Consider the following 12,356-nt stretch of genomic DNA (forward strand, 5'->3'; position numbering starts at 1 on the left):
GCCGCTATACCGTTAGCGAATGCTTTCGGCACTACTTTTCTTAAGATGTTTGCTGCACCATTAACATCTGCATTTATTAATGTTTTACTATTTATACAGTAGATACCGCGTTTTAATCGTTTTCCACTGAAAATATGATTTGTATAATTCCCCGATTTGTAGGTCGGAAGTTAGTTAACTGTTTCAATGTAACGAGAAGGTTTAAGAAGGTACTTAAATTAATATTGGGTTAGTTAAGCCAGACAGTTACTTATGTTTTACCACAATCGGGTACGAATGTTTAATAAATAAATCACAAAAAATGCCCTTTTTTAGGTCCTTTTTTATTTACAAAAACAGCCATGCAACAACTCTTAGTCGTTGCATGACAACCTAGTGAGTAAAACCCTATAATAAATAATTAAGGAAACGGCACAAACGCTTATTTCTCAAGGCTTTGGCATAGTGCTACGCGAATCCAATTTGGAAAAAACACGCATAGATGCTTAAGTGTTAGAGCCTCAGGACGCGGGTTCGACTTCCGTCGTCTCCAGAGTTAAATATGGCTGATAAATATAGTCGTAACAATGATTTAAAAGATAGGGGTATTGAACGGGAGCTGAACACTCTTGGGCAATATCCCTATTTTTAAGTTATAGGTTAGATAAAACGATTATTAATAAAAGTTTTGCTAGTTCATCTAAAAGTACCAAGCACATTAGAATGAAAGTTCCTACACCATCAATCAGTAGACTACTAGAGGTAAAAGGTATACTTCAGTAAAACAGGGTACATTATATTTGTTTGGGTAGGTTCTTTTTAAAGACGAGAAAAGAAAAGTAGGTGAACAAATTGGGAAAATATATATGTACGCAAAAGAAGCCATTCCAGAATTGATAGGAATGACTTCAGCTTAAAGACAGTTCTTATTTCGATAAATGTTTTGGCAAGTAAATCATCGCTTTAAATAAATCGCCGTCTACATGGATTTCGAATTTTCCTTTTTGAATTTCAACGAGATTTTTTGCAATGGAAAGTCCTAATCCGCTTCCTTGACTGTTTCTGGATTCATCGCCTCTTTTAAAACGCTCTATTAATTCATCTGCTGTGATATTCAATTCATAGGCCGAGATGTTTTTAAAGCTAATACGTATCTCATCCCTTAAATCCTCTATATCTATATATACCCTGGACTGTGTAAGTGTATATTTAAAGATATTCGATAATAGGTTCTCGATCGTTCTCCACAATAATCTTCCATCCGCTGTAACGTACACCTTTTCTTCCGGATAATTGAGTTTGATGTCTAAACCATTTGCTTCAATTTTGTCATTCAATTCGCCAAGTCCTTGGGTAATTAAAGACACGATAGCAATTTTCTCTAAAGACACGGGGATATTTCCACTTGAGGCCTTAGAAGCTTCAAATAAATCATCGGTTAACAGTTTGAGCCTTTGTGCTTTTTGATCAAGTACCTCAATATAGTTATCGACTTTAGTTCGATCCTTTTCATTTTTCAATAAATCCACGTAGGTGATAATGGAGGTCAAAGGATTTCGAATATCATGTGATACATTGGTAATCAGCTCCGTTTTTAATCGCTCGCTTTTTAACTCGCTATCGACAGCCTTTTTCAACCCATTGGTAATGCTGTTTACATTCGTAGAAAGCCTTGCGAATTCTCCATTCCCTCCGACTTCAATCCGGTGATGTAGATTTCCTTCCTTAATAATTTCAATTCCTTCCTGAATATGTTGAAAGGCCTTCACCTTTTTAAATGCAAACCAAGCTGCGATTCCGATTGTGATCGGGAACATGAAAAATGTTAATGCGATCAATAGTGGATACCCGATGACGATGAGTACTGTCTTTACGGCCACGTTACCGCTTTTATATACCTCTCCAATAAATTTCGCTAATCGAGAAATCAACGTATACAGCAATGTATGTTTGAAAAACGTCCTATTTTTTAAATGCTTCACTAGGATTAGAACTAGGGTAAGTTCAAAGGCAGCAATAAGAAACGTGATGATTATGATCATTACAGCCATATTTCCAAAAAGATCATCTACCAAGACGATCCATAGCGGAAACAGAAGAAAACATAATGCAAGATTGACGTCATTGTACAGGTTATCTACTGGACGGAAGTGTAACGCCTGATCATGAAATGACCTTCTGCCAACGACAGTCACCAAATAAATAAACGCAAGAACGAATCCTACTAAATATCCTAATATTTGATATAAGTTTGTTGTGGCAATGGCTTTTTCTGCTTGCCACTCTTCCATTTTTTGATTTAAAAATGTTTCTGAAAATGCTATAAAAACAACGGTGTTTTCAAGTTCTAATTCATCCATTCGTTCTGTAACCCAATGCAGAATTTGATTCTTCTCTGTTACTTTTGGGTAAAACTCTCGTTTGTATTCCTCAAACAGCATATATGCAGGGTAAGTTTCGAACTGTTCCTTTTTAGTCTTTGTACTGTTCGCGAACTCATGGATGCCATCACTAGCATAAAACAATGGCTCATATTCATCGAGATTTTGCGAAAGTATATGATACTGTCTCAAATCATCTTTTATCATCTGTTCTTTCACTTGAGTAAGTTCGTTTTTATATTCTTCTTTAAAAATTTCGAAGTTCTTCTTTTCACTTAGCTCATGCTGGAATTCTCTAGAATGATGAAACTCCGAATAAAACAAGTCATTTTCAGCCGATTCCAATTCATCCTGACGAATGCTTTTGCCACTTAAAATATGTTCCTCACTCTTATACTTCCCTAACAGTAAGGTGAGATCACGAATCAAACCCTCACTTTCCTGAACGTAAGCCGAGCTCTCGAAGTAATGATCTTCAGTGATGCTGCCAAAATTTCCATCATTCACAATCTCTACCTCAACAAAAGCTTGTACAATTCCCATTACACATAAAATGGCAATGATGAAAACAACAATTTTCGTTATCATCGAATGACTATAACTTTTCAACTTTATATCCAACTCCCCACACCACCTTCAAATACATTGGTTCTGAAGGATTGATTTCTATTTTCTCTCTGATTTTTCTAATATGAACAGTCACAGTGTTTTCCGGATTAAAGGCCGGTTCCTTCCATACCTTTTCATAAATTTCCTCGATGGTGAATACCCTTCCGGCATTTGCCGTTAGAAGCTTTACGATCTTATACTGAACTGGTGTAAGATGAACTTCCTCGCCATCGACGGTGACCTTTTTACTTTCATCATCGATCACCAGTCCACCGGATTGAAAGAGATTGCTATTCTTTTCAAGTGCTCCAAATGTTGTATATCTTCGCAGCTGGGATTTCACCCTGGCAATCAGCTCCAACGGATTAAATGGCTTACCCATATAATCATCCGCACCTATGTTTAAACCTAGGATTTTGTCATAGTCCTCTGATTTGGCAGAAAGCATAATTAAAGGAATACTATTTCTTTTTCTAATTTCCATCGTTGCACGGATCCCATCCATCTTCGGCATCATAATGTCCATAATAATGAGATGAATGTCATGTTCATTGATACCTTCAATTGCCTCTAGCCCATTAAAGGCTTTGAAAACGGTATATCCCTCATTCTCTAAGTAAATGCCTATCGCATCAACAATAGCTTTGTCATCATCACAAACCAATATATTCATGCAGGTTCACTCCTATATGTACGGTTCAACATGTCTTTCACTCCTCTTAGTATTCGCTTAAAGAAATCATATCAACCAAACCTTAACAAACACCCGACGCCTTTCTTAAGATTTCCTTAACAAAAGGATTCCTCCGATAATAGTAAGGTTATATTAAGAATTCTATCAAGCATTTCTTAAGTTTTCTTATTAGAGTCATAAAAGAAGGGTAACGGGAGATGGAAAGGAAGATATAGATGAAAGGAAAAAAGATTTTTCTACTATTAACGGATACAGATACGATGTTAACGAGGCTGATTAAGGCATACACGAAAATGCCCTATAACCATGCCTCAATCGGGTTCAAGTTTATAGCTTTGAGAGGAAAACGGTTTATAACCCGTTTATAGGGGAATTTGTTAAAGAGGATATTCAATCTATTTTGTTTCAACAAATATTAGAAAGAGATTTACCGGCAAGTATATATTTTTCGATTAATACACGTTACCGTGGTAAAATGCATATATAGCTCATCGGGAGGACTCCTAAATTTGTTGATAATGAATCAGCAAATTTAAGATCGTAAAGATAAGTGTAATGAATACCATTTGGCTATGAAATATTTTACTAAGTTTTTACTGATCTTTGCAAGGTTAGGCAGTACACAAATAAAGTAAATAGGTATACTTCATTAAATAAGGTATATTATATTTGTTGAATGGATTCTCTTTAAAGACAAGAAAAGTAGGTGAACTAAATGGGAAAATATCAATTGGATACCAAAGGTAAGGTGGCTGTGGCAAAGTATCATGAAAAAAACAAGCCTGCCATATTTGATAAAAAGCAGCAACTTGAAAAAATACGTGCGGAGTATTTGAAAAAAAAGCAAAAACAAACAGATAAATAATATGAATGAAAACATAGGAAGACTAAAATTTCCCTATGTTTTTCTTATTAAAAGTTCTTTTTTTCAATTGATTATTATCCTTACTGGGTAAGTGGTGTTCATTAATGCATTCTTACTCTGCGACAATTCAAAGTGCAATGCGAAGAAATATAGTAATCCCGTTGGAAATTTTAACCTTCTTCTATACAAATATACGAGTACAATGATGTCCAAAATCAGTTGCAAGTTTCCGGTATATACAACCACAACCAATCCTCATAATACTTGAGTAACCATAACGCAAATGTTATAAATAGTTATCAGTAATCTTAAAAGATTGTCATATCAAGGGCGAAAAAGACACCTCCAAAGTGGTTATCTTAAATAACCACGCTGGAGGTGTCTTTTTTATTATCAAAGCAAGCCTATATTTGATATACTTAACACTATCGCAAGGAGGCTTTTTGAATGCAACAATATTTAGATTTATGTAAACATGTACTTGAAACGGGTACAAAAAAACAAGACCGAACAGGCACTGGTACTGTCAGTGTGTTTGGATATCAGATGCGATTTAATTTGAAAGATGGATTCCCTCTCATGACCACAAAGAAAACGGCTTTACGCCTTATTACTTCGGAACTACTGTGGTTTCTTAAAGGAGATACAAATGTCAAAACGCTCATTGAAGACAGGAATCCAATTTGGGATGAATGGGCTTTTGAACAATGGGCGACGAGTCCCGAATACACTGGGCCAGACATGAGTAATTTCGGGCGTCGAGCATCAACGGATTCAGACTTCGCGGCTGTATATAAAGTTGAAATGGATGCATTTAAAGCACGTGTTCTGGAAGATGAAAAGTTTGCAGCGAAATATGCTGACCTAGGACCTGTGTATGGTAAACAGTGGCGATCGTGGTCCGGTGGGGAAGAATCAATTGATCAGATAGCAAACTTAATTGATGGTATTAAAAACAATCCGGATTCTAGAAGGCATATCGTTACTGCTTGGAATCCTTCTGAAGTCGATGAAATGGCACTTCCCCCGTGCCATTTACTATTCCAATTCTATGTGGCAGATGGAAAGCTGTCATGCCAGCTCTATCAGCGAAGTGCGGACATTTTCCTAGGGGTACCATTTAATATTGCATCATATGCACTTCTTGTTCATTTGATTGCACATGAATGCAATCTTGAGGTTGGAGAATTCATCCACACACTAGGCGATGCACATATTTATGCAAACCATATTAATCAGGTTAATGAACAATTGACACGTGAACCACGACCACTACCAACATTAAAGCTGAATAGTAAAGGGAAATCAATTTTCGATTTGGAGACGGAAGATATTGAACTTGAAAATTATAATCCTTATCCAAAAATCAAAGCACCAATTGCTGTCTAAGAAAGGCGGAGTTTAATGATTTCTCTACTTGTAGCACATGATACGAATAAGGTTATTGGATTGAATAACGAATTACCTTGGCACATACCTGAAGACTTGGCTTATTTCAAAAAAATATCAATGGGGAAAGCCATGGTGATGGGACGTAAGACTTACGAATCGATTGGAAGACCATTGCCTGGAAGACTCAGCATTGTTGTTACACGTAATAAATCATTCACGGCTGAAGGGGCTATCGTTGTACACAATTTGAAAGATGCGATTGACAGAGCTGAAGAATATGCAGAAGAAGTGATGATTATCGGAGGGGCAGAAATATTTCGCTTGGCGATGGAAATAGCGGATCGCCTTTACATAACGGATATTCGGAAGCCTTACAAAGGGGATACTTTTTTCCCGGATTACGGTCCAGAATGGAAAATTGTATCTGCTTCAGAAGATCATTTTACAGAAGATGGAGTCCCGTATTCATTTGTAGTATATGACAAACTTTCTGCTGAGGGATAAGCCTGTGATGCGCATACTCTTTATTAAATTAATTTGAATGAGGAACTTTTAATACCCAAGGGGAGTGCTAACTATGAAAAAGATTCATATAGTCACGGATTCGACAGCCGATTTGAAAGAAGAAGATATTCTTAAGTACTCTATTCATATTGTTCCGTTAACCATCCAAATTGATGGAAGAACATATATTGATGGTGTTGATATAAAACCCGAAGCATTTCTAGGGTTGATGAAAAAGTCCACTGAATTGCCGAAAAGTTCGCAGCCTGCCGCAGGTGTTTTCAAAGAATTATATGACAGACTTGGTGAGGATGGAAGCGAAATTATCTCCATCCATATGACAGGCGGTATGAGTGGTACTGTTAAATCTGCTCAGGCGGCAGCTGAAATGACAGATTCAAAAGTGACTGTCATCGATTCTATGTATATCTCACACGCTTTGGCATTTCAGGTGATTGAAGCAGCTGAAATGGAGAAAAAGGGAAGTTCTGTCACAGAAATTATTGACCGGTTGAATACAATCCGTAAGAAGACCACGCTTTTTGTAGTAGTCGATACACTAGACAATCTGGTTAAAGGGGGCCGGGTTGGAAAGGGTAAAGCGCTGATTGGATCACTGATGAATATTAAACCGATTGCTACTTTACAGGACGGAGTCTATACGCCGGTTGCGAAGGTACGCAGTCATAAACAAGTAGTCTCACATTTATTCAAAGTTTTCAAAGAGGAAACTGCGGGGAAAATTGTTCGCGGGGTCGGTATATCTCATGCACACGGTTTGGCTATGGCAGAACCATTGAGAAAATTGATACAAGACTCAGGTATAAAAGATGTGAAACTTACATTCACTGCACCAATTATTAGTACACATACTGGAGAAGGTGCAATAGGTTTCATGTATTATGCCGATTAATAAATGATTCTTTACTGAAGAAAAGGGGAACTCTATTTATGAGAAGAGTATTCTTGATTGTGATCGCCTTCTCATTGTTTTTGTCTGGCTGTCAGCAAACGTTTACAAAAAAAACAAATTCATTCTCCGTGCGAAACGAAATTTCATTTACTGGATGGGAAATCCCAGGTTACTTCATTCCACAACAGATAAAAGTGCTTGGTTTAGGTGATTCACTGACGCAGGGTGTCGGAGACGAACTAAAAAAAGAAGGTTATTTTGGACGTGTTACCAGCAAAATGGCTGATTGGAAAGGGGTAAAGGATGTCGACGTGACCAATTTGGCGAAACGTGGTCGAAGAAGTGACCAACTTATTACCAAATTAGATGAACGCGACATTCAATTATCAATAAAAAATGCCGATTTCATTTTCCTAACAATTGGTGGAAACGATGTTATGAAGGTCGTCAAGTCTAACCTATTCAATTTAAAGATGGGTCCATTTTATATCGAACTCGGTAAGTTTGAAATTAGATTAGATGAACTCCTTAGCATCATTCGTGACTTGAATGGTGATGCAATCATTATTTTGTCTGGTCTATATAATCCTTTATCAATTGTGACAGATGAAGCAAATGAATTTGATGATATCATTGATGATTGGAATGAAGCGATTGAAGTTCGGACAAATATGGACGATAGATCTTGCTTCATTCCTGTAAGTGACCTGTTCGATTCGAATACGAACATGGTATACCATACAGACTTCTTTCATCCAAACGCCAAGGGATATGAAGAGTTGGCAGACCGTTACCTTGAAAAGCTTCAACAATGTAATTTGAAGAAACTGTCAGACGGGGAATTGGAAATGTAGGAGCTGTTCACATGTGGAAAATCAGTTTTTTTGTACTTGCAGGACTAGTGGCTGCAGCAGTCGCAGCATTAATTGTACTACTCGGGGTTTCATCAGAATCCGCACCACTTCCGAAAATGGAAGAACCAGACAGAACAGACCATGTTCTAACATTGACCGCGACTAAAGAAGATTTAGAAGGAATTGCAAATACGTATATCCAAAAAGCGGTAAATGGTGAGCCACTTCCAGTAACAATGGAAATTGGCGACGACGTAGTCCTGATTTCTGAACTGAATATATTCTCCTTTACTTTGCCAGTCTTAATGCATTTCGATCCCATTGTACAGCAAGATGGAAATCTGATTTTGAAACAATCAGCGATGGAAATTGGCCAATTGAATATCCAGCCAGCTGTTGTCTTAAAAATATTAAGGGATTCCGTGAAGCTTCCTGAATGGATGATTGTTCGTCCCTCAGAAGAAGAATTATTCATTAATCTTTCAGAAATTCCTTTATCGGGTAATTTACAAGTAAAGGCAAAAACATTCAACTTAGCGGATGACAAGATTAACTTCGAAATTTATATTCCAAAAGAATAGGGAGGTCTAACGATGACAATGTCATTAGCAACATTTGCAGGTGGATGTTTTTGGTGTATGGTGAAACCATTTGACCGATATGAAGGTGTTACTTCTGTCATTTCGGGTTATACAGGCGGAGATATCGAAAATCCTTCTTACGAACTTGTTTGTACAAATACGACTGGTCACCGTGAAGCCGTTCAAATTACGTATGATGAAAAAATAATAACTTACAATGAACTACTCGACATATTTTGGAGACAAATTGATCCGTCAGATTCAGGTGGGCAATTTTTTGACCGTGGAGAATCATATCAAACAGCGATTTACTATCATAGTTCTGAACAACAAGAAATTGCTGAAAAAACAAAATCCGAACTGGATAGTTCAGGTAAATTTGTGAAACCAATCGCAACAGAAATCCTTCCTGCTAAGGTTTTTTATAGTGCTGAAGAAGGACATCAAGACTATTACATGAAAAATCCTGTACACTACAACAGGTATGCAACCGGGTCTGGACGAGAAAGGTTTAAATCAGAAAATTGGGGTGAAGATAAATGAAAGATGAATTGAAGAGTAAACTAACTGATATTCAGTATCACGTCACTCAGGAGAACGGAACAGAAGCTCCGTTTCGTAATGAGTATGATAGTCATTACGACGATGGGATTTATGTCGATCTTATTTCCGGCAAACCACTTTTTAGTTCCAAAGATAAATATGATGCAGGGTGTGGCTGGCCTAGTTTTACAAAGCCGATTGAAACTGTAGAGGTAGTAGAGAAAATCGATACAACCCATGGAATGCAACGGATAGAAGTGCGTAGTAAAACAGCAGATTCTCATCTTGGTCATGTGTTTCCAGACGGTCCAGGAGTAGATGGACTGCGGTATTGTATCAATTCAGCCGCACTCCGTTTTGTATCTATTGACCGTCTCGATGAAGAAGGTTATGGAGAGTATTTGGAACAGTTCACCAGATAAAAGTATAGAAAAGAGATGAACGGATGGACCGGTCTTTTTACCGTTTTGCCCTCGCCTTCCGCGGTGGGGCGAAAGATGATTTGAAAGCTTCTTTTGCGGAAGCCATGTTTAAAGATTACAGTTTTCCAAAAGAAGAAAAGGCTTTTGATCCTTTATCACGCTATATTGAAGAAAAGGCGGATGCGGAAATGCCATCCGTCATTTTCGATGATTTATTCCAGTTATATGAAGAGCGGTTCTTATAAGTTGAGTTCGCATTATCATTGCAAAATGGTATAGTTAAATGTACGATAAAAAATGAAAATTTGAAAGCGAGGCTATTCAATATGAGTATACATATTAATGCAAAAAAAGGTGATATTGCTGATACAATTTTACTACCTGGAGACCCACTCCGAGCAAAATATATCGCAGAAACGTTTCTTGAAGATGTCACACAATATAATGAAGTCCGGAATATGTTCGGCTATACGGGAACTTATAAAGGCAAACGTATATCGGTGCAAGGCACAGGAATGGGCGTTCCGTCAATTTCTATATACGTAACTGAACTGATGCAAGAATATGATGTTCAAAAACTAATTCGTGTTGGTACTTGTGGCGCGATTCAGCAAGACGTTCATGTACGAGACGTGATTCTCGCGCAAAGTGCTTCGACAGATTCTAAAATGAATGAAATTATTTTTAATGGCGTTAACTATGCACCGACTGCAGATTTTGACCTACTACTAAAGTCATACAATGCAGGTCTTAAAAAAGGACTTGATTTGAAAGTCGGAAATGTATTTACAGAAGATGTTTTCTACAATGAATATGCTCAACATGAAAAATGGGCACAATATGGTGTGCTTGCGGTTGAAATGGAGGCTGCAGCATTGTATACGCTTGCTGCGAAATTTGGGCGACAAGCGCTCGCAATCCTTACTGTTAGTGATCATATTCTTACAGGCGAAGCTACATCAGCTGAAGAGCGCCAAACAACCTTCAATGACATGATTGAAGTTGCACTTGAAGCATCAATCCAAGAGTAATCAGAACGAAGGACCGCCCGCTATATAGCGGTCCTTTTTTTGAATATACTCCTTTATGAAGAGTAGAAAGTGGGGAATGAGATGAAAGAGAATACCGGTAACACGCTAGAAAGCGAACCAAATAAACAACCACCGGAAAAACGTTATATTAAAATAAAACTGTTCTCTTTTGTCATGATTGTATTTGGACTCGTTTTGGCTTCCGCAGCAGTGACTTTCTTCGTATTAACAACAGGTGATGATAAAGTCGTAGAAGTTGTTAGTCCTCAAAAACAAAATGTAAAAGACCGTAAAGAGTTTGAAAAGTTATATGACGCGTATGACCAGATGGAAGCGAACTATTTCCAGGATATCGATGAGACTGCAGTTATTGATGGAGCTATCAACGGAATGATTGATGCACTGGGTGACCCGTATTCTGATTACTTGAATGAGAAGGAAGCCCGACAATTGAACGAAAGTATCTCTTCAAGTTTCGAAGGGATTGGTGCTGAAATTCAGGAACAAAGTGGCTATATTAACGTTGTTTCTCCTATAAAAAACTCACCCGCAGAACGTGCTGGATTACTGCCAAATGATACTATAATTGCAGTTGACGGTAAAAGTATACAAGGTATGTCTTCATCTGAAGCGGTTCTTCTAATCCGAGGTGAAAAAGGTACTACTGTCACTTTAACTATTAGACGTGGCGAAGGAACAGAACCAGTTGATATCAAAATTGAGCGTGATGTTATTCCAATTGAAACAGTATATGCAGAAATGCTTGATGACGGAATCGCACACATTCATATCACGAGCTTTTCTGAAGGGACCTACGACGAACTGATAGTCGCCCTTGATGAGATGGAAGATGCAATTATGAAAGGGCTGGTTGTCGATGTAAGGCAAAACCCTGGTGGAAGACTCGATACGGCGATCGATATTTCAGATCTATTTGTAGAGAATGGGAAAAACATCTTTCAATTTGAAGGAAAAGGGACGACTCCTGAGGTATACACGGCTTCGGGAACTAGGAAAGTCAAAGTACCTGTAGCGCTCATTATTGATGATGGTAGTGCTTCAGCTTCTGAAATCCTGGCAGGCGCAATGAAAGAATCTGCTGACATCCCTCTTATTGGTGTAAAAACATTTGGTAAAGGAACTGTTCAAACACCGCAAGACCTTTCGGATGGCTCAAATTTAAAGTTAACAACAGCAAAATGGCTAACTCCTGAAGGCAACTGGATTCATAAAAAAGGAATTGAGCCTGATTTCAAAGTACCGTACCCATCCTATGCATTGCTTCCATTCCTCGATCCCACAATGGTGATGAAGGAAGGTATGCTTACGACTACTATTAAGTCTGCAGAAGAAATGCTTGAGGCTGTTGGGTATGAGCCAGGCGAAATCGATGGACAGTTCGATGAAAAAACAGAGCTAGCTATAAAAAAACTCCAAGAGGATTTAAATTTGGACACAAATGGTATTCTAACAGGGGATACTACGTACGGTCTAATGGAGAAACTACGGACTAAAATTCAAGAAGACGATCCTCAGCTGAAAAAAGCTCAAGAAGTTTTACTCAAAAAGTGATGAAATAACTAAAAAG

At 37.8% G+C, this 12,356-nt stretch carries 13 protein-coding genes and 1 pseudogene; 11 read left to right on the forward strand and 3 right to left on the reverse strand.

Annotated features, from left to right (window positions below):
• The 3 genes and pseudogenes from AC25Y5_RS06170 to AC25Y5_RS06180 form a co-directional block, all read right to left on the reverse strand.
• Nucleotides 1–170 (reverse strand): annotated as a pseudogene (locus AC25Y5_RS06170) (RNA-guided endonuclease InsQ/TnpB family protein); the annotation flags it as partial.
• A 735-nt stretch (nt 171–905) separates the two neighbouring features.
• Nucleotides 906–2,981 carry a sensor histidine kinase gene (locus AC25Y5_RS06175; protein WP_488139567.1) on the reverse strand — a complete coding sequence of 692 codons (2,076 nt, stop codon included), beginning with the start codon at nt 2,979–2,981 and terminating at the stop codon, nt 906–908.
• Entirely contained in the window at nt 2,956–3,642 is a 687-nt protein-coding gene (locus AC25Y5_RS06180) for a response regulator transcription factor (protein WP_488139568.1), read from the reverse strand. The genes AC25Y5_RS06175 and AC25Y5_RS06180 overlap by 26 nt, the downstream gene beginning before the upstream one ends.
• A gap of 736 nt (nt 3,643–4,378) precedes the next feature.
• On the opposite strand from AC25Y5_RS06180, the gene AC25Y5_RS06185 reads away from it, so the two are divergent.
• The 11 genes from AC25Y5_RS06185 (at nt 4,379) to AC25Y5_RS06235 (ending at nt 12,340) form a co-directional block, all read left to right on the forward strand.
• Entirely contained in the window at nt 4,379–4,528 is a 150-nt protein-coding gene (locus tag AC25Y5_RS06185) for a hypothetical protein (RefSeq protein ID WP_482106013.1), read from the forward strand.
• A gap of 447 nt (nt 4,529–4,975) precedes the next feature.
• On the forward strand, nt 4,976–5,917 hold the full coding sequence (locus tag AC25Y5_RS06190; protein ID WP_488139569.1) for a thymidylate synthase: 942 nt from the start codon (nt 4,976–4,978) through the stop codon (nt 5,915–5,917).
• Between the two features lie 15 nt (nt 5,918–5,932).
• Nucleotides 5,933–6,424: a dihydrofolate reductase gene (locus tag AC25Y5_RS06195; protein ID WP_488139570.1), complete on the forward strand. Its 492-nt coding sequence runs from the start codon at nt 5,933–5,935 to the stop codon at nt 6,422–6,424.
• 73 nt (nt 6,425–6,497) lie between these two features.
• Nucleotides 6,498–7,337 carry a DegV family protein gene (locus AC25Y5_RS06200; protein ID WP_488139571.1) on the forward strand — a complete coding sequence of 280 codons (840 nt, stop codon included), beginning with the start codon at nt 6,498–6,500 and terminating at the stop codon, nt 7,335–7,337.
• A 38-nt stretch (nt 7,338–7,375) separates the two neighbouring features.
• Nucleotides 7,376–8,191, forward strand: coding sequence for a GDSL-type esterase/lipase family protein (locus AC25Y5_RS06205; RefSeq protein WP_488139572.1), 816 nt, complete (start codon nt 7,376–7,378; stop codon nt 8,189–8,191).
• Between the two features lie 11 nt (nt 8,192–8,202).
• Entirely contained in the window at nt 8,203–8,772 is a 570-nt protein-coding gene (locus AC25Y5_RS06210) for a YpmS family protein (RefSeq protein WP_488139573.1), read from the forward strand.
• 12 nt (nt 8,773–8,784) lie between these two features.
• Nucleotides 8,785–9,315 carry a peptide-methionine (S)-S-oxide reductase MsrA gene (msrA, locus tag AC25Y5_RS06215; RefSeq protein ID WP_488139574.1) on the forward strand — a complete coding sequence of 177 codons (531 nt, stop codon included), beginning with the start codon at nt 8,785–8,787 and terminating at the stop codon, nt 9,313–9,315.
• Nucleotides 9,312–9,737 (forward strand): peptide-methionine (R)-S-oxide reductase MsrB, encoded by a 426-nt coding sequence (gene msrB / locus AC25Y5_RS06220; protein ID WP_488139575.1) that lies wholly within the window; start codon nt 9,312–9,314, stop codon nt 9,735–9,737. Before msrA ends, msrB begins: the two co-directional genes overlap by 4 nt.
• Before the next feature lie 23 nt (nt 9,738–9,760).
• On the forward strand, nt 9,761–9,982 hold the full coding sequence (locus tag AC25Y5_RS06225) for a YozE family protein (RefSeq protein ID WP_482103398.1): 222 nt from the start codon (nt 9,761–9,763) through the stop codon (nt 9,980–9,982).
• An 81-nt stretch (nt 9,983–10,063) separates the two neighbouring features.
• Complete coding sequence (deoD, locus tag AC25Y5_RS06230) at nt 10,064–10,768, forward strand: purine-nucleoside phosphorylase (protein ID WP_488139576.1); 705 nt, start codon at nt 10,064–10,066, stop codon at nt 10,766–10,768.
• Between the two features lie 81 nt (nt 10,769–10,849).
• On the forward strand, nt 10,850–12,340 hold the full coding sequence (locus AC25Y5_RS06235) for a lmo1851 family serine protease (protein WP_488139577.1): 1,491 nt from the start codon (nt 10,850–10,852) through the stop codon (nt 12,338–12,340).
• Nucleotides 12,341–12,356: the final 16 nt, after the last annotated feature.

The organism is Sporosarcina sp. Y1011 (assembly GCF_057669885.1).

Bases quoted from the DNA above. Each gene is read 5' to 3' on its own strand.
- AC25Y5_RS06180 (WP_488139568.1), bottom strand. From the start codon at position 3,642: ATGAATATATTGGTTTGTGATGATGACAAAGCTATTGTTGATGCGATA.
- AC25Y5_RS06185 (WP_482106013.1), top strand. From the start codon at position 4,379: ATGGGAAAATATCAATTGGATACCAAAGGTAAGGTGGCTGTGGCAAAG.
- AC25Y5_RS06190 (WP_488139569.1), top strand. From the start codon at position 4,976: ATGCAACAATATTTAGATTTATGTAAACATGTACTTGAAACGGGTACA.
- AC25Y5_RS06195 (WP_488139570.1), top strand. From the start codon at position 5,933: ATGATTTCTCTACTTGTAGCACATGATACGAATAAGGTTATTGGATTG.
- AC25Y5_RS06200 (WP_488139571.1), top strand. From the start codon at position 6,498: ATGAAAAAGATTCATATAGTCACGGATTCGACAGCCGATTTGAAAGAA.
- AC25Y5_RS06205 (WP_488139572.1), top strand. From the start codon at position 7,376: ATGAGAAGAGTATTCTTGATTGTGATCGCCTTCTCATTGTTTTTGTCT.
- AC25Y5_RS06210 (WP_488139573.1), top strand. From the start codon at position 8,203: ATGTGGAAAATCAGTTTTTTTGTACTTGCAGGACTAGTGGCTGCAGCA.
- msrA (WP_488139574.1), top strand. From the start codon at position 8,785: ATGACAATGTCATTAGCAACATTTGCAGGTGGATGTTTTTGGTGTATG.
- msrB (WP_488139575.1), top strand. From the start codon at position 9,312: ATGAAAGATGAATTGAAGAGTAAACTAACTGATATTCAGTATCACGTC.
- AC25Y5_RS06225 (WP_482103398.1), top strand. From the start codon at position 9,761: ATGGACCGGTCTTTTTACCGTTTTGCCCTCGCCTTCCGCGGTGGGGCG.
- deoD (WP_488139576.1), top strand. From the start codon at position 10,064: ATGAGTATACATATTAATGCAAAAAAAGGTGATATTGCTGATACAATT.
- AC25Y5_RS06235 (WP_488139577.1), top strand. From the start codon at position 10,850: ATGAAAGAGAATACCGGTAACACGCTAGAAAGCGAACCAAATAAACAA.